Genomic DNA, 24597 nt, shown 5'->3' with positions numbered 1-24597 from the left:
CTTTCAGGTACCTCTCTTGACAGTGATTACTTTGCTGCTGGCAATTGTATTGGATCAAATTTATCATACGATGTAAACTTCGCATCCGTAATAATGTGCGCTTTATCCTCACCATTGCTACTCATAACCATATCTATCTTTGCTGATTCATATTTAAAATCTTTTGTAATAATATATTCTCCATCTATTTCTTCTATCTTTGCATTTTGGCCTTGTAGCATTTGTTTCTGCTTTTCATCTATACTAGCTAACATACTCTCTGTCTCTTGCCCTTTTAATGCAAACTTCAGCTTATAATTATCTCCACTTTTCTCCATCTTCACTTTATTTAAAATTTCCGATGGAATCTCTAAATTATCTACCATTCCTTGAGTTGCATTCATTCCGTTAGCATTTAATTGTTCCTCTGGTACAGACATCACTTCACCCGTATTAGGATTTTTCAACTGACCAGCAATTTTGCCACCCACATCATAAACAACAACCTCTGTACCAGAAACATTCATTTCAGAACGAGAATTTTTTTGCTTCGGCTCTAATTGCATTTTGGCCTTTATTACATTCATCTCTGTTCCTTCAGCCTTTATTCCCACATCATATGTCATCGTTACATTTTCTTCGTTTTTAAAAGCTTCATTCGCTTTATTGAAAACATCCTTCGCTGTTAATTCCTTTTCTTTCTGCACAGCTTCTTTTTTCGGCTCATCAGTCTTTTTTGTTTTCTCATTACTACACCCTACTCCTAGACCGACTGCAAGTACTAAACTTGAAATTAAAATAAATTTTTTCATAACGTCCCCTCCTTCCCAAAAATAATATCATCTCTTTTCCTATGAAATCTATATAATTCGTAATATTCTTCTTTAAATTTATTTCCTATATAGCAACATGTTTGAGAAAAAGTTTAAATATGATGTAAATAATAACAACTCATTTCAGGAGGTCATTATGAAAGCTATTATTTGCACAAAGTATGGACCACCTAATGTTCTCCAGCTTCAAAATATAGAAAAACCTACACCTAAGAAAAATGAAGTATTAGTTAAAATTCACGCAACAAGTGTATCGACTGGAGATTGTAGAATACGTAGCTTTAATAGCCCCCTCTTATTTTGGATTCCTATGCGGATCATATTAGGTTTCAGAAAACCGAGAAAACCTATACTTGGCGTAGAGTTATCCGGTGAAATCGAAGACATTGGATCAGATGTAACACAATTTAAAAAAGGAGATCCAGTTTTTGCATTAACAGAACTAAACCTTGGTGGTTATGCGGAATACACATGCGTGCATGAAAGTGGATTAATAGCATTAAAACCTACCAATGTGACATATGAAGAAGCTGCCGTTATTCCTTTTGGCGGAACTTCAGCATTGCACTTCCTTAGAAAAGGACAGATAAAAAAAGGGCAACGAGTACTTATATACGGCGCCTCTGGGTCAGTAGGGACAGCTGCCGTACAGCTTGCTAAATACTTCGGGGCGACTGTCACAGCCATTTGTAGTAGTTCGAATTTCGATTTAGTAACAGCTTTAGGGGCAGACAACGTAATTGATTATATGAAAGAAGATTTTACTAAGCGGGGCGATCACTACGATATTATATTTGACGCAGTTGGAAAATATAAAAAGTCTCTTTGTACAGATGCATTAATGCCTAATGGAAAATATGTATCTGTGAACGGAATGATGGCAAAAGTCAGTAAAGAAGATATGAACCTACTAAAACAACTAGCTGAAACAGAAAAGCTAAAACCTGTTATTGATAGAACTTACCGATTAGAAGAAGTTGTAGAAGCCCATACGTATGTAGAAATGGGCCATAAGAAAGGAAATGTTTCGATTACCTTAAAATAAAATATATTCTGAAAATATTATTGACAATTCTTTTTGTAAGATTTACTATTAGTACCATATTCAAAACTACATACACATACTCTTATCAAGAGTGGCGGAGGGACTGGCCCGATGATGCCCGGCAACCGAGCTTATGACGTATAAGCTAAGGTGCTAATTCCTGCAAAACGAGTTTTCGTTTTGGAAGATAAGAGAGGAATCTATTTCGTCTATTCGGCACCTCTCTTATTTTTGGGAGGTGCTTTTTATTTTGGAACGTATATGAAGGGGGATTTATAGATGAAAAAGGTATTATTAAGCATTGTAAGCGGAGCAGTATTATTATTAGGCGCATGTAGCGTGAGTTCAGATAAAGAGGTAAAAGCATTAGACGAGAAAAAGATTACTGTCGGTGTAACAGGTGGACCACATGAACAAATTTTTGAAAAGGTAAAAGAAGTTGCAGCAAAAGATGGTCTGGAAATTGACATAAAAGTATTTAATGATTATGTAGCGCCAAACGTATCTTTAGATGAAAAAAGCCTTGATGTAAATAGCTACCAAACGAAATCGTATTTAGATGTATTTAAAGCTGAACGCAATATGAAATTAGCTGAAGTATTTTCAACAGTAACATTCCCTATGGGCGTATATTCTAAAGATATAAAAGATGTAAAAGACTTAAAAGACGGCGATGCAATTGCTGTACCAAATGACCCAACGAATGAACTTCGAGCTTTAAAATTATTTGAAAAAGCAGGGGTTTTAAAAGTTGATCCAAAGGCTACAGAAAAAGCGACTGCAAAAGATGTAATTGAAAATCCAAAAAAATTAAAGATTGTCGAATTAGAGGCATCTCAATTACCAACGCAACTAAGTGAAGTGAAAGCAGCTGCAATTAACACAAACTTTGCATTAGGTGCAAAATTAAGTCCAGCGAAAGATTCTATTTTCCGCGAAGGAAAAGATTCACCATATGTGAACTGGGTCGTTGTTCGTACTGAAAATAAAGATGATGCCGTTGTAAATAAATTAAAGAAAGCTTATCAATCTAAAGAAGTAAAAGAGTTTATCGAGAAAAAATTTGATGGTTCAGTTTTACCATCTTGGTAGGAGCTGACGATAATGATTGAATTAAAAAACATATCAAAAGTATTTACAACAAAAAAAGGGAATGTTGAGGCTCTTAAGTCTACTTCCCTTAAAGTAGAAAAAGGCGAGGTATTTGGAATCATTGGGTATAGTGGCGCTGGTAAAAGCACATTGATTCGATGTGTAAATTTATTAGAAAAACCAACGACAGGAAATATCATTGTAAACGAACAAGACTTAACAACGTTATCAACAAAAGAACTAGCAAAAGCGAGACAAAAAATCGGAATGATCTTTCAAGGATTCAATTTACTTAAAACTGTTAGCATCTATGAAAACATTGCATTACCTTTACGCCTTGCTGGTATTCCAAAAGTGGAAATTAAAAAAAGGGTAGAAAAATATTTACGCATTGTCGATCTTTTCAATCGAAAAGATGCTTATCCAAGTGAACTTTCTGGCGGTCAAAAACAGCGCGTTGCAATTGCACGTGCACTATCACATGAGCCTGAAGTGTTATTAAGTGACGAAGCAACGAGCGCTTTAGATCCAGAAACAACTGATTCTATTCTTGATTTGTTATTAAAGATTAACGAAGAAATTGGAATTACGATTTTACTCATTACACACGAAATGAACGTTATCCAACGTATATGCGACCGCGTTGCCGTTATGGAACATGGATCTGTAGTCGAAAGCGGGACTGTGAAAGATATTTTCACAAACCCACAACATGTAACAACGAAGAAATTTGTAAATAGCGCCTTTGCAGCTAAAATTCCAGAAGAGGTACAGAAAGAACTACAGAATACTGGAGAAATTGTAACACTTTCATTTATTGGCACTACTTCAGGTGAACCTGCCTTAGCTGTTGCCACAAAACGTTTCCAAGTGTATCCGAATATTTTATCCGGTAATATTACGCAGTTAAAACATGAAGCATATGGGAAACTAGTCGTTCATATGCAAGGAGAACAAAATGAAATCCACCGTGCTTTATCATTTTTACAAGAGCAAGGAATCATTGTAGAAGGAGGTAGAACAGATTATGGGAAACAAGTCCTTTTTGGATGAATGGGGTAAAGTCATATGGGAAGCCACAATTCAAACCTTTCAAATGACATCTATTTCATTACTCATCTCAATCCTTATTGCACTGCCACTTGGCGTCACACTTGTTTTAACGAGACCTGGTGGGCAGCGTGAAAATAAAATCATCTATCCTATTCTTAATACAATTATTAATATCATTCGCTCTCTTCCATTTATCATTCTATTATTCTTCATCTTACCTTTTACAAAGTTTCTAATGGGAACATCCATTGGCGTACAAGGTGTTATTGTACCGCTTGTCGTCTTCACAGCCCCTTATATCGCACGTTTAATGGAGACAGCTTTACTAGAAGTCGATCGCGGTGTCATTGAAGCCTACCAAGCGATGGGAGTCTCTACTATAAAAATCATTTGGCACGTCATGGTTAAAGAAGCTCGTCCCTCCCTTGTACTTGGATTAACAATCGCAACAATTGGCTTAATTGGCGCAACAGCAATGGCTGGCCTTGTGGGTGCCGGCGGGCTAGGGGATTTAGCATACCGCTTCGGACATTTACGCTACGAGCCTGAAGTAATGTATGCAACTGTCTTTATTTTAATTATCCTCGTTCAAGGATTACAGTCTTTAGGAAATGGTGTTGCACGAAGACTGAAGAAAGATTAAAAAAGAAGGTATCTCACTAAGGTGAGATACCTTCTTTTTTATCTTTTAAACCCACCTTCTGAATGAATAACTTGCCCAGTAATCCACTCAGCTTCTTCACTTACTAAAAATTTAATGAGTCTAGCTGCATCCTTTGGCTCACCAATTCTGCCAAAAGGAAACATCGGCTTTAACCCTTGTTTTATCTCTTCAGTCATCCATCCTGTATCAGTTGGTCCTGGATTAATTGCATTCACTGTTATTCCTAAATGAGCTACCTCTGCTGACAACGTACTAGTAAGAGCATCAATAGCTCCCTTCGTTGTCGCATAAGCTAGTTCTCCTGCCATAGGACCTTGAAATTGCCCCGAAGTCATATTCACAATTCTACCACCATATTTCTTATCAAATCCTCGGGCAAATTGACTACTGAGCAATGTAGTCGCACGAATATTCACCATATAATGCTTATCTAATTCTTCAGCAGTCAACATAGAGAAATCATTATTCGTAGAATATGCTGCATTATTAATTAATATATGAGGGTACCCTAATTGTTCAGTAACTTTATTTATAAGCTCTTTCGGTGCATCATTCCAAGTTAAATCTAACTCCATGCTCGATACTCTAACACCGTTTTGTAATAGCTCTTCTTCTAATTGTATTTGTTCATTTTTCTCAACGCCCCAAGGCATCCCTTTATCATACTCTGTCCAATACGTAAAAAATATATCGTATCCTGCTCCAGCTAATTCTTTACAAATCGCTGCTCCTATACCGTCTAGACGACTTACGCCTGTAACAACTGCTACTTTATTTTTTAATTGGTTCATCATATACTCCTCCAAGTTTAAAGGACGCATATTTTATATAAGAGATATAAATTTCCCCACCTAGACCTCTGTCCTTACAAAAGGAATGTACAAGCCAACTATGCAGTCCTTGCATGATTTACAAATAGCTAAATAAACCCTCACTTATGAGAGAAAAATTCATCTATCCAATTTCTAATCATTACAAGTTCATCCACATATCGAGTCCTTGTCTCCTTTCCATATATCTCTGTTTCTATCATACCAATATGATGTACTATTTCAAATGATAAAAAAATAAAAACCAATATTCCATTCCAAACTTCTATCGAATTTATTATATTATAATATAATAAATAATGGAAATAATCAGAAAAATACTGGTAAATATTGACTAACCTTCTTATAATAAAACGTGGGGCTAATGTGAGAATTTAGTTTTAAACAAATAGGGGGAAGAAATATGTCAAAAAAATTACTTTCTTTATTTTCTGCAGTAATCGTAGCAGCTTTTGTAATAACCGGCTGTGGTCAAAGCGATACGACAAATAAAGAACAAAAAGAGAATGCAACAAAAGAAAGCAAAACGGAAAAAACAGATACAACGAAAGAAAGTAAACCTACTGAAAAAAAATCCGAAGATAAAAAAACTGAAGATAAAAAGCCTGAAAATACAGCTACTGGATCAAGCGACTACTCTAAGCTGATTTCCTATATGGAAAAAGAAACAGGTGGTAAAACAAAAGTTCTTTTTGAAAATAAAGAACCACAAGTCTATAAAGCTGAAGATGTTTCAGTATCAATGAATAGTTACACATTAGTTGAATTAAATGGATTCCATACAAACTTCGATATTCCGTTTAATCGTCAAACAGAAGGCGGAGTTATTCTTGTGAACTACAGCGTAAAAAATAGTTCAGCTAAAGATATTTATTATATGCCAGCATTGGACATGTCATTTACTGGCGCGCAGAAAGCATATAGTAACTATAAAGATTTAATTCCAAAAGAAGATCAGCTCCCAACTAAACTTGCTCCAACGAATGATTACTTAGTAAAAGCAGGAGAAACTATTTCTGGTTATATCGCTTATCCATTCGGAAAAGATGATCTAGCGAAAATTTCAAGTCTCTCAACAGTCTCAGTCACAGTCCCAACTGCACAAGCTAATAAAGGAAAATTTGATGCTCCAATCGGAAATCCTGGAAGCTTTTCATTAAGTTTAAACAAACAGGGTGCTGAAAAAGTTGCAACAGATAATACTTTCTACCAAGATAAAGCTACAGCTAATAACATGGGCGATAAAAAAATGTTAAAAGAGAAATCAAGTATTAATAACAACCAAGAATTAGGCGCTGTTAATGTTACATTAGACGGATACCAATTCACTCAATTCACACCAAATTCCGTCGAAGCTCCACGCTTTGCAAATTTTAAAAACGGTCTTGTTCTGTTAACAGTAAAATTCAAGCTTGATAACAAAGATGTTCAAGACGTTTCACTATCTCCTATAAGCTCTACATTAAGAGTGAATGATGGTACACAATATACGATTAATGAAGGTATGCTATTAAATTATGACTATAATGCTGCAGTTAAAACTGGAACATCTGGAGAGTTACTACAAGTATATATTTTAGATCAAGAGCAGTATGAAAAGATTTGGAAAGACAAAAGCTTTGAGATTGAGTTAGGACCTATGAGAAATAAAGAAGCTAAAGATATTTCACAAGGTAAAAAAGCTAAATTTACATTACCTAAATAAGTTACTAAGTATATATTAGAAAAGGCATATAACATATGATTGTTATATGCCTTTTCTATTTGTATAAAGAACAAAACTTTAATTTAAGTTTATACATTTATCATTACCTATCCGTTGTATAAGTGTAGGGAGGAAAAATGATGGGAAAAGAAAATATATTGACCTCCTATCTTATCAATTTAGGAGAGGAAGTGTTCAAACTATTATTAGCGAAAGGGGCTATAAAAGAAGATGCAGAAGACATCATCCAAAATACTTTTTATAAAGTATATACGTTGCTAGATGACCTAACCGAGAGTAACATACGGCCATGGTTTTTTAGGGTCGCATTAAATGAATACATTGACTTGAGGAGAAAAAAAGAGCAGCAAAACATCTATTTAACTGAAGAAATTTATTCAAAACTACAATATACAGATCGAGAATTGGATGCTGTTTTAAATAAAGATGAGATTTTCTATTTATTAAAAGATATAAAACTGGAATATAAAGAAGCCTTCTTTTTAAAATATTATTATGATTTTTCATATGAAGAAATCGCCCTAATACTAGATATTCAAGTTAACAGCGTCATACAAAAATTACATCGTGCACGTAAAGCAATTCACTCAAGAATAGGAGGAAAACCTTAATGGATACTTCTTTAAAAGATGCATTAAAAAAAGCTAAAAGGAAACAGTTACTTAAAATCATCATTACCTCTATAATCGTTGTAATCGTGCTTATCCCTATACTTTATAAGATTGGTAATTATTTCGCAGCTAAAAGCTCTACGAAGCTTCACGAAAATCTCTTTTTACATAACGCAATTGCAGAACCGAATGTGCAAATTGATTCTCAAGTAACGAGTAATTCATCTATGTTTGGCGGCAATATTATATCAAACCGTTCCAAAAATGTTAACGGTTATGTAGTCCCATGGAACACATTAACAAGCTCTTATGGTTGGTTCCTGACTCATATTGACTTCAATGAGTTAACGCCTGGTTTTTATTGGTCCAGGTCCAATGCAGAATTTTATGAGTACGATAAACAAACAAAGAATAAATTTGCGACATTTTATAACCCGAATATTAAAGATTATCATGATGGTGTCCAAAATGAATTAGGTGAAGTTTCACAAATGAACAACTATGTTGCCGAAGTTGCCATCTCTTTCAATCAACCCTATACATTAAAAGAAGTTCAAACAAAAATACCAGATAACTTAAATATCGTATGGCTATATATGACCTTACCCATTGGAGATGAAAGTAAAGGACCTGCCGGTATGCCAGTTTACGGATTCAATCCAGACAAGTCCCCTAAAGAAGCGTACAAAGAGTTCGTTGATTCACTCAACCAATACGATGACGGTGGACATGACGAAGATATCCAGAAATTTTTAAAAGCAAACAAAAACAAACCATTCGATCAAGTGAAAATTTTAGGTGTTATGCTAACAGGAAAAACCGAAAACTTTAAGGCATTAGAAAACCAAAACTTTATTCGCGGTGCTTCTGTAGGGGTGACTGCGCAAATTGTTCCTTATATAAAGCCAGAGAAATAATACGTAATGCCCAGATACGCTAAAAAAACTACATGAATCTGTTTACTCTGGGAGCTTTCTACTAAAATAGATAGCTCCCATACCACATTTATTCTTCACCTTCCAAAAATAAACTTCAAAATGCTTTATGTACAATTTTACAAATAAAAAATCATAAATTTGTTCACATTATATCCATTGTGAATCTTTTCACAATGGATATATAATAAACTTGTAAATACAATATTGGAGGGATTTCAATGATTATCAATTTTTTAAGAACTGATAAACGTGCTGCTTTCATATTATTATTTTTACGATTTTACATAGGATATGCATGGCTCGCTGCTGGGATAGGCAAAGTCTTCGGACAATCTTTTGACGCAAGTGGTTTTCTAAAGGGCGCTATTGCTCAAGCATCAGGTGACCACCCTGCAGTACAAAGTTGGTGGGCAGATTTTCTTCAACATTTTGTTCTTCCAAACGCAGACCTATTTAGCTTTTTAGTTCAATGGGGAGAAATTTTAGTAGGTCTAGGTTTAATTTTAGGCGGATTAACAAAAACAGCTGCATTTTTCGGAATCATAATGAATCTTTCATTTTTATTAAGCGGAACTGTTAGTGTAAACCCAAATCTGCTTATTTTAACTATGTTCATTTTAGTTGCAGGGCAAAACGCTGGACGTATTGGATTAGATGGCTATGTTTTCCCTAAACTTTTCCGTAAAAATAACCACGGAACATATAAATTAAGTAAAACTGCGTAGTAACAGTTTACTTTTAAAATATAAATAAGAAAAAGAGCCTGAGTATAGGCTCTTTTTCTTATTTATCCTAATTTAAACTTTTAACGAGCCACGAAAACCTCTGGCAGCGTAATAGGAATCTGCTCCATTGTGGTACACGAAAACATGTCCGAAGCGATAATCGCAAAATAGAGCACCACCGAGTTCTCGAATATCTGAAGGTGTTTGTACCCAACTTGATGATTTCATGTCAAAATCCCCAAGTTGTTGCAATTCCCGATATTGTTCTTCCGTTAATAGTTCAATGCCCATAGCATTTGCAACATCAATAACATTATTTTCTGGTTTATGTTTTTTTCTTGATTCTAACGCTTCAAGATCATAACAAAGACTTCTGCGGCCTTTAGGACTCTCCTTTGAACAATCGTAGAAAGTATATTCGTCCTTTTCTTCATCATAACCGACAACATCCGGCTCACCGCCAGTTACTTCCATTTCGTTAAGTGACCATAATTTTTCAGCATTAGCTTCTATCTTAGCTTCAACCTTAGCCCATTCAAGACCTTCATGGCGGTTCATATTTTTCTCAAAACGAGCTTGCAATACTTTCAATAACTCTTGACGTTTTTCTACTTGTAAGTCATTTTTATTTCCTGTCATATTAGTCCTCCCTGATGTGTGTACAGATATTAGTTTAAGTATATATTTTATAATAAATCATCTCAAGATGAAGACCGTTTCAGCCTTATGTCTTGTACAAACATCCATTATAAAGTTCTAAAACCCTCCATACTTTCTCCAAGAATATAGTGTGAAAACCACATCAAATTCTGCTTCATAATAGCTACATTCATTCCCGGCTGATTAGGACTATATGCCATTCCTTTAAATATAATTAATTCTGTATCCACTTCCATATCCATTAATCCTTGATATAGATCATATGCATTTGTAATTGGAATTCTTGCATCCTTTTCTCCATGCTGAATTAAGGTAGGCGTACAAGCTGATTCAATATACGTCATAGGTGATGTCTTCGTATATATCTCTGGATCATTCCATGGAGTATTTCCTAAATACATTCTAATAAAGTAAGGTATATCTGTATTTACATAATGGGTACTCCAGTTAGTGATTCCACCGCCAACTGAAATAGCTTTAAATCGACTACTAAATGTAGAACAGAAAGCTGATACATATCCACCGTTGCTCCATCCCATAACTCCTACTCTATCCTTGTCTACCATCCCTTTTTCTACTAGTTCATCCACTCCAGATATAACATCATCGTAGTCAGCAATCCCCTGTTTTCTATAGTTAGCTTTTAAAAATTCATTACCATAACCTGAACTTCCTCTGTAATTTGGTTCTAAAACGATAAAGCCTTTTTCAATAAACTGTTCAATCGGATATTTCTCATTGAAGCAGTCTGAAAATATCGGAAAAGACGCCCAAGCCGGACCGCCGTGAATTACTACTAATAAAGGATATTTTTTATTAGTATCAAACTCTACTGGCGTTGATAAAACACCTTCTATTTCAAGACCATCGCTACTTTTCCATGAGATGATTTCTCTGTTACTTTTAAGTTTCCCTTTGAAAAAGCTATTTTCATCCGTTATTTTTTTATCGTCTAAATAGATTTCAAAGGTTTCATTTGTTCTAGCCTTATTATAGGATATATGTTTTCCATCCTTTGTTATAGAAGCATCCATTATAAAGCCATCTACTTTTTCGCTTAATATTTCCACAGTTCCATCTTCAGCTAGCAGCAACCCAATAAGATAATTTGTTTTATTCTGCCATCTAATTAAAATCCCTTTAGCTGTCCACTGTAATGGCATAACCGTACTATCAAAATCTGTTAAAGGTTGAATTACCTCTCCATTATGAATATCATATATCCCTAACGTACTATCTTGTATATAGTTTCTATAGTAATCCCTCTCTCTTATGCTTGCTGAGTAACAAATTTTGCTGCCCTCTGGAGAAAAGCAAACACTCCCTCCCAACAATTTATCCACATTCAGCTTTTGTAGCTCTCCAGCTTTAATATGGAGTATGTATAGATCTCCATTTATATAATCTGCCATATTTGAGCTTGGTGTCGCCATAAATACAACCTTTTTACCATCATTTGAAATATCAAATTCATGGATATGAAAATCCTTACCATCAGTTAATCGATAAACAACTCTGTTCTCGTGTTCATCTGTATCACTTTGTATCACCTTTTCTATTTCAATGTAATATAAACAATTATTCTGGTGTTCCTTACTTACATGATGGAAATCTCCATATAATTCCTTACGTTTCTTTATTTCCTCACATTCTTTTGACTGTGCAACATAATAAAAACCTTTACCAGCAGGATCCCATTTGAATGTACTAATTCCTTCCTTCTCATCAGTAATTTGAACCTCGCTATAACCATCTAGCGACTTAACAAATATCTGATTTTTCCCATCACCAACTGGACTAAGATATGCGATACACTTAGCATCTGGAGACCATAATGGGTGTGTACTATCTATATCCCCATTTGATAATGGGTAACTCTGCTTCTTATCTTTTTCATATATCCATACATGATTCCTATATGTATTGTCTTTCCAATCAGCCGTCTTCTTTACAAATGCTACGTTTTTACCATCATCACTTATGTTTGTACTTGATAAGGTTGGTAATGAAATAATCTCTTCTATACTTAGATATGTTTTTTTAATCGTTTTCATCAATATCCCCCCTGAAATGTCCATAAATCTCTCGTCTCTTTTTGTCGTAATAAAAGAAATTGTTCATGAATACCTAAAATAATAACGGAAGATTCAGATAAATAAAAGTGAATTCGATAAAGTAAAACTTTAATCTATAGGCTTCTATCCACTTACCAAGTCTAGATGTTATTTTTCGACACAAAAACACCCCTTTAGATAAAATATCTAAAGGGGTACAAATTTGTAAATTTATTTTAAAGCTACAACTATATTTATTAACCTACCAATCTCCTACTCAACAGTAACAGACTTAGCTAAGTTACGTGGCTTATCAACGTCACACTCGCGGTGAAGTGCTGCGTAGTATGAGATAAGTTGTAATGGAATAACTGCTACTAGCGGTGCTAGTGCTTCGTGTACAGCTGGTAATACGAAGCTGTCTCCTTCCATTTCTAAGCCTTTCATTGAGATGATACATGGGTTAGCTCCGCGTGCTACTACCTCTTTCACGTTGCCGCGAATTCCAAGGTTTACGTGCTCTTGTGTAGCAAGTGCGATAACTGGTGTACCGTTTTCGATTAAGGCGATTGTACCGTGTTTTAATTCTCCTCCAGCAAATCCTTCTGCTTGGATGTAAGAAATTTCTTTTAGCTTTAACGCACCTTCTAATCCTACGTAGAAGTCTACGCTACGTCCGATGAAGAAACAGTTACGAGTTGTTGCTAAAAATTGTTTTGCTAATGCATCCATTTCTTCTTTTTGATCACAAAGTTCTATCATTGCATTTGCTACAAGCCCTAATTCGTGTGTTAAATCGAAATCAAGAACTTCACCTTTTGCTTTAGCAATGTCCGCAGCTAAAATTGAAAGTACTGCAAGCTGTGCTGTGTAAGCTTTCGTTGATGCAACTGCAATTTCTGGTCCAGCGTATAACGGAAGTGTATAATCAGCTTCACGAGAAAGCGTAGAACCAGGTACGTTTGTAATCGTTAATGCTTTATGACCCATTTCATTCGTTTGTACAAGTACTGCACGGCTATCAGCTGTTTCACCACTTTGTGAAATGTAAATGAAGAATGGTCTTTCTGTTAATAATGGCATGTTATAAGAGAATTCACTTGCTACATGCACTTCAACTGGCATTTTTGCAAACTTCTCGATAAATTGTTTTCCAACAAGACCTGCATGATAGCTCGTTCCACATGCAATGATGTAAATACGATCGCTATCTAAAATCGCATTGCGAATGTCTTGATTTAATTCAATCTCGCCATTTTCATCTTGATACTTTTGAATTATATTACGGATTACAAGTGGTTGCTCATCGATTTCTTTAAGCATGAAATGAGGGTATGTTCCTTTTTCAATATCACTTGCATCTAATTCCGCTGTAAACGGTGCACGTTCAATCGTTTCACCTTGTAAATTTTTAATTGTAATACTTTCTTTCGTTACGATTACGATTTCTTTATCCATTAACTCAATAAATTGATCTGTAACTTGTAACATCGCCATAGCGTCGCTCGCCACAACATTAAAGTTGTCACCAACACCTACTAATAGCGGGCTTTTGTTTTTAGCAACATAAATCATGTTTGGATTTTCAGCATCAAGTAATCCGATTGCATAAGAGCCATGTAAAAGAGATAGCGTATTACGGAACGCTTCTTCTACACTTAATCCTGTGCTCACTTGTTGTTCCATAAGCTGTACGATAATCTCTGTATCTGTTTCACTTACGAACGTTACATCTTGTAAATATTCCTTTTTCACTAATTCATAGTTTTCAATTACACCGTTATGAACTAGTGTAAAGCGTTTTGATGTACTTTGATGCGGATGCGCGTTTACTTTACTTGGAACACCGTGTGTAGCCCAGCGTGTGTGTCCGATACCTACGCTTGCTGCTACGTTCTCATCTACGATTTCACGAAGTTTTGCGATACGGCCTTTTTCTTTGTATACAACAACACCGTTCTCTGCTTGTACTGCAATACCTGCTGAATCATATCCACGATATTCTAGCTTTTCTAAACCTTTTAATAAAATTTCCTTTGCATCTTGCTCTCCAATAAATCCTACGATTCCACACATGTTTAGTCGCCGTTACAAATGCTTACACTGCTCTGCGAACATGTAACGACATAGTCCGATACCATTTTTATTTATACTAAAAAAACGGATTACATATTGCTAGCCCTGTAAGCTTGTAACGGCTTTCACCTTCCTCTCGATTGGGTTTAAGTCCGTATATACTTATACAGCTAGTTTTCATCCGTTCCTCTTCTCTCATCACACTTTCACCTTTGTCCACTAAGTCACCTTAATGATTTAAGTAAAAGTTTGCGGTTGTGATGAACAACCGGGAGTCATCCGCCGAAATCTCGATAAACCCCACCTCGTCAACTACACTATTTGTAGTTCTGGCGCTTTTATAATTTACAATATTTCCTTTGAGAAAAAGAACAAGACCATCTTATAACAAACATGGATAAACCGTCAATGAATTTTTTTTCATCGTCTATAAAACATATGAAAAAGGAGCACTTTTTGTGCTCCTTTTTCATATAAATTCAGCTAATTACTCAGCGCCAACTTCGGCTTTCACAACTTCTACAATGCGATGTACATATGCATCACAAACTTCTTGTGTTGGTGCTTCTGCCATTACACGAATAAGTGGCTCTGTTCCAGATGGACGAACAAGAATACGGCCATCACCGTTCATTTCTTCCTCTACAACACGAATAATTTCTTTAATTTTTTCATTTTCTAATGCTAATTTTTTATCTGTTACACGAACGTTTACTAGCAATTGTGGGAATTTCGTCATTTCTCCTGCAAGCTCAGATAATGGTTTTTTCGTCATTTTCATGATGTTTACAAGTTGAAGTGCACTTAACATTCCGTCACCAGTTGTAATGTAATCAAGTAAGATAATATGGCCTGATTGTTCTCCACCTAAGTTGTAACCACCGCGTTTCATCTCTTCCATTACATAGCGGTCACCAACTGCTGTTTTATCACTTGTAATATTGTTTGCTTCAAGTGCTTTGTAGAAACCTAAGTTACTCATAACAGTTGAAACAACTGTATTATGTTTTAATTGACCAGTTTCTTTCATGTACTTCGCACAAATAAACATAATTTGATCACCGTCAACGATGTTTCCTTTTTCGTCTACAGCAATTAAACGGTCGCCATCGCCATCAAAAGCAAGTCCGATATCCGCACCTTTTTCTTTTACCAATTCAGCTAAGCCTTCTGGATGTGTAGATCCTACACCCTCGTTAATATTCATACCGTTTGGAGAAGTTCCCATTGTTGAAATATCAGCTTCTAGGTCTGCAAATAAGTATGGAGCTAGAGAAGAAGTTGCACCATGTGCACAATCTAAAGCGATATGTAGGCCAGAGAAATCTTCTTCAACAGTTTGTTTAATGTACTGTAAATATTTTTGTCCACCTTCAAAGTAATCACTCACTTGTCCAAGATTAGTACCTGTCGGACGTGGTAGTTCATCAACTTCTTTGTCTAATAAAGCTTCAATCTCAGCTTCTTGCTCATCTGTTAATTTAAAGCCGTCTGAACCAAAGAATTTAATACCGTTATCTTGTACTGGATTATGAGATGCAGAAATCATAACGCCTGCTTGTGCATCTAGTGCTTTTGTTAAATAAGCAACACCTGGTGTAGAAATAACGCCAAGGCGCATTACTTCTGCTCCAGTTGATAATAGACCTGCTACTAAAGCTCCTTCTAACATATGGCCAGATACACGTGTATCACGACCGATAATTACTTTTGGACGATCTGTATCTTTTGTTAATACATAACCACCAAAACGCCCAATTTTGAAAGCTAATTCAGGTGTTAACTCCTTATTTGCAACTCCACGTACTCCATCTGTACCAAAATATTTACCCATTATGATTCGCTCCTTTTTCTTGCTCTTTTTGATTATGGTTATCTACCGTTGGTTCTTGACTAGTTTCTTTATCTTTATCTTGATTTTGATTTTGATTTTGATTATTTTCCTGTTCCGTTTCTTTTTCTTGATTGGATTCAGGATTTTTTGGCTTCTCATTTTGATTTTCTTGATTGGTGTTTGAATCCGGTTGTTGACCGTTACCCTGTACTTCTTTATCTGGTTTTTCTTTCTTTACAATAGTAACTTTAGCACTTTTTTGTTTTGGCTCTATTGAAATATTACCAGGTCCACTCACTTGAATAGAAATATCTTTCGTCCCTGAAGATACATTTTGCAAATTAATTACCGCTGTTATTTGGGCAGCTGTTATTTTATCTACTATACTTGCTTCTCCTGAAATATCAACACTTATCTTTCCATCTTGCGGCGAAATTAGCTGAGCCGTAACATCTTTAGAAAGTCCATTTTTTTGGATTGGGATGCCATCAATCGTTTTTGTTTTCGTTTGTTTTGTTTTTTGCACTCCCACCGAAACCTTCACTTGATTCGGTTTTGCACTGGTTACACCCTTGGGTAATAAAACAGAGGCATCGAATGTTGTAGACTCTGTCAATTGACTAAGATCTACTTCGACCCCCTCTAGCGATTGTATATTATCCAAAATATCTTTTGGACCAGCTATCGTTACTTCTCTCGGCTCGACACTGATATTTGTAACTGCCAATCCTTCTGCTAAACTCCCCTTCTTCGTATACGTTACAGGAACAGTTTTTTCAGTATTATTGGCTGTAGTTTGCGTTGCCACATTCAATGTTACACTAATTTTAGATGGACTTGTTCTTACATTTAAACGTTTTCCTTCTTTATTGTATAATGTAACTTCGGGCGTTTTTGTAACAGTTTTATTAACACCTTTTAAATCAACATACGCTTTGGCAGATGAAATGCTTTCAATTTCTTCTTTCGTCCCAACTACCTCAACAGTATCCGGTTTAATGCTTGATTTTTCGAGAGTAGCCCCCGCTGGCATTTGATCCTCATTTGATAATTTCAAATCTACATGAACATATTTTCTCGCCTTTTCATGAAGAGTAACTTTAATTGTTGATGGCTGAACTGTTCCTTTCACATCGTCTGGAAGCCCGTTCGTTTTTAAAGAAATCTCATAAGTTCCTTTTGGACTATCTCGCAAATCAATTGGTATGTCAAATTGTTTTTTTGCTTTTGCTGTAGCAACTGATGCTTTTGGGCCTTCTAACTTCACCTTAACGCCCTCTGCTGGAATACCACTTACAATATATTTCTCCTCATCATACTTAAGATTAATCTCATAATTAGTTAATGTTTCTTTCGTATCATTTGCAAAAGGTAATATACCTGATGTCGTATTTTTCTCAGTTAACGTCGCTGACATAAAAAGCATACACGCCAATAGTAATGAGATCCCTTTTAAAAACCAATGATTCTCCATTAACTTATCCATGACGCTTTCTCCTCCAATTCCATAAAGACGAAGAAGTCGTTTTTTCGTTCCCACTAAATTCAGCTAATAACATATCCTTCAGCTGTTCTGTCTTCAAATCACGATGCAACTTACCATTTTTCGTTAAAGAAATTTGACCAGTTTCTTCAGACACAACTACTGTAATACTATCAGTAACTTCACTAACTCCCATTGCAGCACGATGTCTAGTTCCTAATTCTTTAGAAATAAACGGACTTTCTGATAATGGAAGATAGCATGCTGCTGCTTTAATTGTAGTTCCTTGCATAATTACCGCTCCGTCATGAAGAGGTGTATTTGGAATAAAAATATTAATAAGTAATTCCGATGATACGTTTGCATTCAGCGGAATACCCGTTTCCACATAATCACCCATACCGGTCTCTTTTGACAAAGTAATTAATGCACCTATTCTACGTTTCCCCATATATTCGGTTGCTTTTGCTATCGCTGTTGCAACCATTTCAGGTTCATCATCCTCATGCGGTCCAACACGCGAAAATAAACTCCCGCGCCCTAGCTGCTCAAGTGCTCTTCGCAATTCTGGCTGAAAGATAATAATAACGGCTAAAAATCCCCATGTTAATACTTGTTCAGTTAGCCAAGATAACGTATGCAATTCAAGGAAAATACTAATCATCTTAACGACAATGATAACTGTAATCCCTTTTAAAAGTTGAACAGCTTTCGTCCCTCGGATTATGAGAATCAGCTTATATATAATAAACCATACAATGGCAATATCTAATGCCGTACTAAGATATTTCAAAATGGTCGTATCTTCAAAAGGCATGCTATCCCTTCCTCCTACTTACGAGCAATTCTATCCATATATTGAAATATTGTTTTATGCTCTATCTGTATGTATTTCCAACAACTAGTTAATTATACCATACATGAAACAAACGACAATTACAAACAACCCCTTTAGCTCAAATTGGTAAGATGTCAAACATTTTTATCTTACAGTATAATATAAATCATTATTATACGCCTATTTTCAAATAAAAAAAGCAACTTCTCAGTTGCTTTTCTTACATTTATTTTAGTTTTTCACCGAATAAAGAACCCATTAAAGCAACTGCTGTTGTTGCCGTTCTATTTCTCTCATCTAAAATCGTATTTACCTCAACAAATTCAGCAGATGTGATAATATCCGCTTCTGCTAACATTTCCATCGCCAAGTGGCTTTCACGATAAGATAGACCACCAATTACAGGCGTCCCAACACCTGGTGCATCATGAGGATCAAGACCATCTAAATCTAATGATAAGTGTACACCATCAGTATGAGATAAATATGCGATTGTTTCTTCCATAACAGCCGTCATCCCCATACGATCAATTTCATGCATTGAGAACACTTTAATACCTTCATTGCGAATGAAATCTTTTTCTCCTTCATCCAATGCACGCGCACCGATAATTACGACATTCTCTTTTTTCACCTTTGGATATGCTCCATATAAATCTACAAGTGAAGAATGTCCATAACCTAAACTTGCTGCAAGTGACATACCGTGAATATTTCCAGATGGTGAAGTTTCCTCTGTATTTAAATCACCGTGTGCATCATACCAAATAACACCTAAGTTTTTATAATGTTTTGCTACACCAGCTAATGTACCGATAGCAATACTATGGTCACCACCTAATACAAGTGGAAAACGACCTTCTTCTATAATATGATCCACCTTACTTGCTAATTCATTACATACAGTTGCAACTTGTGTAAGGTTTCTTAATTTTGTATTTTCATCTATCTCTTTTTCTCTCTCTATACATATATCTCCCATATCTTTAACGTCATATCCAATTTCTTCAATTCTTTCAATTACCCCTGCATAACGGATTGCGCTCGGTCCCATATCAACGCCACGACGCATCTGCCCTAAATCCATTGGAACTCCAATAACTGAGATTTCTTTTTTCATAGATAGTATCCCCCTTCTGTGCCTTCACTAAATATTTTAAATCTTTTATATAGTCTGACTCAACTCGACATTTTTCTGTATGGATATACAAATTATTCACTTATATTCACGTTGAAAATCAAATTTCAAGACTATTCTATGTATAAAGTTAACTTAATGAAACAATCACAATCACTATTATTAAATAATAATAAAAAAACACCCCTACATTTAGAAGTGTTTTTGTGACGCTATTTTCCATACTGTTGCAATATTCTTCGTTGTCATTTCGATATTTTCTTCTGCTACTCTATATGCTTCTTCTAGTGTCATCGGTCTCGTTGTAATACTAAATACCGCATCTATTCCTTTCTCGTACACGGCTGAATAATCAGATGATACAGACCCTCCAATAGCAATTACAGGCACAGAGAAACGTTTCGCACGCCCCGCAACACCAACAGGAGCCTTCCCATATGCAGTTTGTTCATCTATTCTACCTTCACCAGTTATAATGAGATCTGCATCTTCTATATGTTTATCGAAATTTGTATAATCCAATACAATTTCAATGCCCTTTCGCAAGTCTCCCTTTAGCACTGAAATAACAGCCGCTCCCATTCCTCCTGCTGCCCCTGCACCAGGTATTTCAGATACATCAGAAGATACATATCTTTTAAGGATATTCGCATAATGTTTTAAATTCTCATCTAGCTCTTTCATCATCTCTACATTCGCACCCTTTTGTCTCCCAAATACGAAAGATGCTCCCTGCATTCCGACTAATGGATTATCCACATCACATGCCGCTTCTATCTTTACCCCCTTTAAGCGTGGGTCCATTTGTGAAAAATCAATAGCAACAATCGAATGTAACGTACCTCCAGATGGATCTATTACTTCACCCTTGTCATTTATAAATCTTACTCCTAAAGCTGCTAACATGCCTGCCCCACCATCATTTGTAGCACTTCCTCCAAGTCCTAAAATTATGTACTCCGCCCCTTGATTTAGCGCATGTAATATAAGTTCTCCTGTTCCTTTTGTCGTTGCAATAAGTGGGTTTCGCTTTTCAACTGGAACGTGCTGTAATCCTGATGCTGCTGCCATTTCAATAAACGCTGTCTTTTTATCTTTAGACACGCCATAAAAAGCTTGTACACTTTCTCTAAGCGGTCCTGTCACACTAATTGATATAATTCTCCCCCCTGTAGCATCAACAAGCGATTCAACCGTCCCTTCTCCTCCATCTCCAATTGGTATTTTCACATACTTTGCATTAGGAAAAATTGCTCTAAAACCTCTTTCAATAGCTTCACATACTTCTATAGCTTTTAGGCTTTCTTTATATGAATCAGATGCAATAACAACTTTCACAATTATCCCCCATCCCTTATTTTTACGTTTTCTTCATTTTAAACGATAAATATAAAAGTTGTCTTTTTAAACACAAAAAAGCTTACATCATATGATGTAAGCTTTTTCTATTTAGATGGAGCCTAGCGGGATCGAACCGCTGACCTCCTGCGTGCAAGGCAGGCGCTCTCCCAGCTGAGCTAAGGCCCCTTAGTAATAAAGCGGAAGACGGGATTCGAACCCGCGACCCCAACCTTGGCAAGGTTGTATTCTACCACTGAACTACTTCCGCGAAAATGGTGAGCCATGAAGGATTCGAACCTTCGACCCTCTGATTAAAAGTCAGATGCTCTACCAACTGAGCTAATGGCTCGTAAATGGCTGGGCTAGCTGGATTCGAACCAGCGCATGACGGAGTCAAAGTCCGTTGCCTTACCGCTTGGCTATAGCCCATTAATATTTACTAGTATGGTTATCTTCTCAAAAAAATAAACCCTTTCAGGTTATTTTTAAGAAAATGGTGGAGGGGGGCAGATTCGAACTGCCGAACCCGAAGGAGCGGATTTACAGTCCGCCGCGTTTAGCCACTTCGCTACCCCTCCGACATTTAAACATATATGGTGGAGGATGACGGGATCGAACCGCCGACCCCCTGCTTGTAAGGCAGGTGCTCTCCCAGCTGAGCTAATCCTCCAAAAGTGGTGACCCGTACGGGATTCGAACCCGTGTTACCGCCGTGAAAGGGCGGTGTCTTAACCACTTGACCAACGGGCCAAAAATTTAAAAACTTTTCCAAGCTTCCAACCGGGCTTGAACCGGTGACCTCTTCCTTACCATGGAAGTACTCTACCAGCTGAGCTATGGAAGCATAATGGCTCCGCAGGTAGGAATCGAACCTACGACCGATCGGTTAACAGCCGATAGCTCTACCGCTGAGCTACTGCGGAATAATACAAGCCTGGCAACGTCCTACTCTCACAGGGACAAGGTCCCAACTACCATCGGCGCTAGAGAGCTTAACTTCCGTGTTCGGTATGGGAACGGGTGTGACCTCTCTGCCATCATTACCAGACTTTTATCATTATACACATTCTTTTCAGAATGTCAAAAGGAATTTTAAATATATATTCCTTCAAAACTAGATAACATTGCTACATATTATATGGTTAAGTCCTCGATCTATTAGTATTCGTCAGCTCCACATGTCACCATGCTTCCACCTCGAACCTATCAACCTGATCATCTTTCAGGGATCTTACTAGCTTACGCTATGGGAAATCTCATCTTGAGGGGGGCTTCATGCTTAGATGCTTTCAGCACTTATCCCTTCCGCACATAGCTACCCAGCTATGCCCTTGGCAGAACAACTGGTACACCAGCGGTGCGTCCATCCCGGTCCTCTCGTACTAAGGACAGCTCCTCTCAAATTTCCTACGCCCACGACGGATAGGGACCGAACTGTCTCACGACGTTCTGAACCCAGCTCGCGTACCGCTTTAATGGGCGAACAGCCCAACCCTTGGGACCGACTACAGCCCCAGGATGCGATGAGCCGACATCGAGGTGCCAAACCTCCCCGTCGATGTGGACTCTTGGGGGAGATAAGCCTGTTATCCCCGGGGTAGCTTTTATCCGTTGAGCGATGGCCCTTCCATGCGGAACCACCGGATCACTAAGCCCGACTTTCGTCCCTGCTCGACTTGTAGGTCTCGCAGTCAAGCTCCCTTATGCCTTTGCACTCTACGAATGATTTCCAACCATTCTGAGGGAACCTTTGGGCGCCTCCGTTACACTTTAGGAGGCGACCGCCCCAGTCAAACTGCCCACCTGACACTGTCTCCCGGGTCGATAAGACCCGTAGGTTAGAATTTCAATACAGTCAGGGCGGTATCCCACCAGCGCCTCCACCGAAGCTAGCGCTCCGGTTTCAATGGCTCCCGCCTATCCTGTACAAACTGTACCAAAATTCAATATCAGGCTACAGTAAAGCTCCACGGGGTCTTTCCGTCCTGTCGCGGGTAACCTGCATCTTCACAGGTACTATAATTTCACCGAGTCTCTGGTTGAGACAGTGCCCAAATCGTTACACCTTTCGTGCGGGTCGGAACTTACCCGACAAGGAATTTCGCTACCTTAGGACCGTTATAGTTACGGCCGCCGTTTACTGGGGCTTCAGTTCAGAGCTTCGCTTACGCTAACCCCTCTCCTTAACCTTCCAGCACCGGGCAGGTGTCACCCCCTATACTTCGCCTTACGGCTTCGCAGAGAGCTGTGTTTTTGCTAAACAGTCGCTTGGGCCTATTCACTGCGGCTTTCCGTTAAGAAAGCACCCCTTCTCCCGAAGTTACGGGGTCATTTTGCCGAGTTCCTTAACCAGAGTTCTCTCGCACACCTTAGGATTCTCTCCTCGCCTACCTGTGTCGGTTTGCGGTACAGGCACCTTTTATCTCGCTAGAAGCTTTTCTTGGCAGCGGGGAATCAAAGACTTCGCTCCATAAGGAGCTTCCCCATCACAGCTCAGCCTTCACGATAAGCGGATTTGCCTACTTATCAGCCTAACTGCTTGGACGTGCACAACCAATCGCACGCTTCTTCTATCCTTCTGCGTCCCTCCATTGCTCAAACGATAAAGAGGTGGTACAGGAATATCAACCTGTTGTCCATCGCCTACGCCTGTCGGCCTCGGCTTAGGTCCTGACTAACCCTGAGCGGACGAGCCTTCCTCAGGAAACCTTAGGCATTCGGTGGACGGGATTCTCACCCGTCTTTCGCTACTCATACCGGCATTCTCACTTCTAAGCGCTCCACCAGTCCTTCCGGTCTGACTTCACTGCACTTAGAACGCTCCCCTACCACTGATACCATTGGTATCAATTCGCAGCTTCGGTGGTGTATTTAGCCCCGGTACATTTTCGGCGCAGAGTCACTCGACTAGTGAGCTATTACGCACTCTTTAAATGGTGGCTGCTTCTAAGCCAACATCCTAGTTGTCTAAGCAACTCCACATCCTTTTCCACTTAATACACACTTTGGGACCTTAGCTGGCGATCTGGGCTGTTTCCCTCTTGACTACGGATCTTATCACTCGCAGTCTGACTCCTAAGGATAAGTCATTGGCATTCGGAGTTTGACTGAATTCGGTAATCCGATGAGGACCCCTAGTTCAATCAGTGCTCTACCTCCAAGACTCTTACACTTAAGGCTAGCCCTAAAGCTATTTCGGGGAGAACCAGCTATCTCCAGGTTCGATTGGAATTTCTCCGCTACCCACACCTCATCCCCGCACTTTTCAACGTGCGTGGGTTCGGGCCTCCATTCAGTGTTACCTGAACTTCACCCTGGACATGGGTAGATCACCTGGTTTCGGGTCTACGACCACGTACTAAACGCCCTATTCAGACTCGCTTTCGCTGCGGCTCCGCCTCTTCAGCTTAACCTTGCACGGGATCGTAACTCGCCGGTTCATTCTACAAAAGGCACGCCATCACCCATTAACGGGCTCTGACTATTTGTAGGCACACGGTTTCAGGATCTCTTTCACTCCCCTTCCGGGGTGCTTTTCACCTTTCCCTCACGGTACTGGTTCACTATCGATCACTAGGGAGTATTTAGCCTTGGGAGATGGTCCTCCCAGATTCCGACGGAATTTCACGTGTTCCGCCGTACTCAGGATACATTCAAGAGAGAACGAAGTTTCGACT

At 37.9% G+C, this 24597-nt stretch carries 18 protein-coding genes, 9 tRNA genes, 2 rRNA genes, 1 pseudogene and 1 riboswitch (1 of these 31 running past the window's edge); of the genes and pseudogenes, 8 read left to right on the top strand and 22 right to left on the bottom strand.

The window, feature by feature from the left end:
- Window positions 1-26: 26 nt before the first annotated feature.
- A complete protein-coding gene (locus tag QCI81_RS15310) occupies window positions 27-791 on the bottom strand; it encodes a DUF6612 family protein (protein ID WP_071731288.1) in 765 nt (254 codons plus the stop codon).
- Window positions 792-948: 157 nt separating this feature from the next.
- Between QCI81_RS15310 and QCI81_RS15305 the strand changes: the two genes are divergently transcribed.
- The 4 genes from QCI81_RS15305 (at window position 949) to QCI81_RS15290 (ending at window position 4645) form a co-directional block, all read left to right on the top strand.
- A complete protein-coding gene (locus tag QCI81_RS15305; RefSeq protein ID WP_071731287.1) occupies window positions 949-1857 on the top strand; it encodes an NAD(P)-dependent alcohol dehydrogenase in 909 nt (302 codons plus the stop codon).
- A 79-nt stretch (window positions 1858-1936) separates the two neighbouring features.
- Window positions 1937-2051: riboswitch (SAM riboswitch) on the top strand.
- A gap of 85 nt (window positions 2052-2136) precedes the next feature.
- Window positions 2137-2949: a MetQ/NlpA family ABC transporter substrate-binding protein gene (locus QCI81_RS15300; RefSeq protein WP_071731286.1), complete on the top strand. Its 813-nt coding sequence runs from the start codon at window positions 2137-2139 to the stop codon at window positions 2947-2949.
- A gap of 12 nt (window positions 2950-2961) precedes the next feature.
- Window positions 2962-4002, top strand: coding sequence for a methionine ABC transporter ATP-binding protein (locus tag QCI81_RS15295; RefSeq protein WP_069354751.1), 1041 nt, complete (start codon window positions 2962-2964; stop codon window positions 4000-4002).
- Complete coding sequence (locus tag QCI81_RS15290) at window positions 3977-4645, top strand: methionine ABC transporter permease (protein ID WP_000527151.1); 669 nt, start codon at window positions 3977-3979, stop codon at window positions 4643-4645. The genes QCI81_RS15295 and QCI81_RS15290 overlap by 26 nt, the downstream gene beginning before the upstream one ends.
- 38 nt (window positions 4646-4683) lie before the next feature.
- Here QCI81_RS15290 and QCI81_RS15285 read toward each other — a convergent pair whose 3' ends face one another.
- A complete protein-coding gene (locus QCI81_RS15285; RefSeq protein WP_071731285.1) occupies window positions 4684-5460 on the bottom strand; it encodes an SDR family oxidoreductase in 777 nt (258 codons plus the stop codon).
- A gap of 439 nt (window positions 5461-5899) precedes the next feature.
- Between QCI81_RS15285 and QCI81_RS15280 the strand changes: the two genes are divergently transcribed.
- The 4 genes from QCI81_RS15280 to QCI81_RS15265 all read left to right on the top strand — a co-directional run bounded on the left by QCI81_RS15280 (window position 5900) and on the right by QCI81_RS15265 (window position 9496).
- The gene (locus QCI81_RS15280; protein WP_071731284.1) at window positions 5900-7201 is read left to right on the top strand and encodes a DUF5068 domain-containing protein; all 1302 of its coding nucleotides are present in this window, start codon (window positions 5900-5902) and stop codon (window positions 7199-7201) included.
- A gap of 140 nt (window positions 7202-7341) precedes the next feature.
- Complete coding sequence (locus QCI81_RS15275; RefSeq protein ID WP_353810846.1) at window positions 7342-7833, top strand: RNA polymerase sigma factor; 492 nt, start codon at window positions 7342-7344, stop codon at window positions 7831-7833.
- Window positions 7833-8750, top strand: a complete 918-nt coding sequence (locus QCI81_RS15270) for a sigma factor regulator N-terminal domain-containing protein (RefSeq protein ID WP_071731282.1) — start codon at window positions 7833-7835, stop codon at window positions 8748-8750. The genes QCI81_RS15275 and QCI81_RS15270 overlap by 1 nt, the downstream gene beginning before the upstream one ends.
- Before the next feature lie 239 nt (window positions 8751-8989).
- Window positions 8990-9496, top strand: a complete 507-nt coding sequence (locus tag QCI81_RS15265; protein WP_023520830.1) for a DoxX family membrane protein — start codon at window positions 8990-8992, stop codon at window positions 9494-9496.
- Between the two features lie 72 nt (window positions 9497-9568).
- Here the strand turns inward: QCI81_RS15265 and QCI81_RS15260 are convergent, their stop codons facing one another.
- The 20 genes and pseudogenes from QCI81_RS15260 to QCI81_RS15165 all read right to left on the bottom strand — a co-directional run.
- Window positions 9569-10135 carry a DUF4256 domain-containing protein gene (locus tag QCI81_RS15260; RefSeq protein ID WP_065481481.1) on the bottom strand — a complete coding sequence of 189 codons (567 nt, stop codon included), beginning with the start codon at window positions 10133-10135 and terminating at the stop codon, window positions 9569-9571.
- Between the two features lie 107 nt (window positions 10136-10242).
- A complete protein-coding gene (locus QCI81_RS15255) occupies window positions 10243-12210 on the bottom strand; it encodes a S9 family peptidase (protein ID WP_071731281.1) in 1968 nt (655 codons plus the stop codon).
- A 273-nt stretch (window positions 12211-12483) separates the two neighbouring features.
- A complete protein-coding gene (glmS, locus tag QCI81_RS15250; RefSeq protein ID WP_000334155.1) occupies window positions 12484-14286 on the bottom strand; it encodes a glutamine--fructose-6-phosphate transaminase (isomerizing) in 1803 nt (600 codons plus the stop codon).
- Window positions 14287-14298: 12 nt separating this feature from the next.
- Window positions 14299-14485 (bottom strand): annotated as a pseudogene (locus QCI81_RS15245) (hypothetical protein).
- 288 nt (window positions 14486-14773) lie between these two features.
- A complete protein-coding gene (gene glmM / locus QCI81_RS15240; protein ID WP_000521476.1) occupies window positions 14774-16120 on the bottom strand; it encodes a phosphoglucosamine mutase in 1347 nt (448 codons plus the stop codon).
- Entirely contained in the window at window positions 16113-17606 is a 1494-nt protein-coding gene (locus QCI81_RS15235; protein ID WP_071731280.1) for a CdaR family protein, read from the bottom strand. The genes glmM and QCI81_RS15235 overlap by 8 nt, the downstream gene beginning before the upstream one ends.
- The gene (cdaA, locus tag QCI81_RS15230; protein WP_071731279.1) at window positions 17599-18420 is read right to left on the bottom strand and encodes a diadenylate cyclase CdaA; all 822 of its coding nucleotides are present in this window, start codon (window positions 18418-18420) and stop codon (window positions 17599-17601) included. The genes QCI81_RS15235 and cdaA overlap by 8 nt, the downstream gene beginning before the upstream one ends.
- 247 nt (window positions 18421-18667) lie before the next feature.
- On the bottom strand, window positions 18668-19561 hold the full coding sequence (gene rocF, locus QCI81_RS15225) for an arginase (RefSeq protein ID WP_000711563.1): 894 nt from the start codon (window positions 19559-19561) through the stop codon (window positions 18668-18670).
- A gap of 210 nt (window positions 19562-19771) precedes the next feature.
- A complete protein-coding gene (locus QCI81_RS15220; protein ID WP_353810845.1) occupies window positions 19772-20917 on the bottom strand; it encodes a glycerate kinase in 1146 nt (381 codons plus the stop codon).
- Window positions 20918-21033: 116 nt separating this feature from the next.
- Window positions 21034-21106: transfer RNA gene (locus QCI81_RS15215), tRNA-Ala, on the bottom strand.
- Between the two features lie 10 nt (window positions 21107-21116).
- A tRNA-Gly gene (locus QCI81_RS15210) sits at window positions 21117-21188 on the bottom strand.
- Between the two features lie 5 nt (window positions 21189-21193).
- Window positions 21194-21269: transfer RNA gene (locus tag QCI81_RS15205), tRNA-Lys, on the bottom strand.
- Window positions 21270-21274: 5 nt separating this feature from the next.
- Window positions 21275-21349, bottom strand: a tRNA-Gln gene (locus QCI81_RS15200).
- 65 nt (window positions 21350-21414) lie between these two features.
- Window positions 21415-21498, bottom strand: a tRNA-Tyr gene (locus QCI81_RS15195).
- A 16-nt stretch (window positions 21499-21514) separates the two neighbouring features.
- Window positions 21515-21590 (bottom strand) — tRNA-Val (locus tag QCI81_RS15190).
- Window positions 21591-21595: 5 nt separating this feature from the next.
- Window positions 21596-21670 (bottom strand) — tRNA-Glu (locus QCI81_RS15185).
- Window positions 21671-21691: 21 nt separating this feature from the next.
- A tRNA-Thr gene (locus QCI81_RS15180) sits at window positions 21692-21764 on the bottom strand.
- 4 nt (window positions 21765-21768) lie between these two features.
- A tRNA-Asn gene (locus QCI81_RS15175) sits at window positions 21769-21843 on the bottom strand.
- A gap of 9 nt (window positions 21844-21852) precedes the next feature.
- A 5S ribosomal RNA gene (rrf, locus tag QCI81_RS15170) occupies window positions 21853-21968 on the bottom strand.
- A gap of 90 nt (window positions 21969-22058) precedes the next feature.
- Window positions 22059-24597: ribosomal RNA gene (locus QCI81_RS15165) — 23S ribosomal RNA — on the bottom strand; it runs 383 nt beyond the window's last position.

It is taken from the genome of Bacillus cereus group sp. MG20, from assembly GCF_040459885.1.
Taxonomy (GTDB): Bacteria; Bacillota; Bacilli; order Bacillales; family Bacillaceae_G; genus Bacillus_A; species Bacillus_A cereus.
Note: the sequence above shows the minus strand (reverse complement) of the source record. Positions and strands in the feature narration are given on the sequence as shown.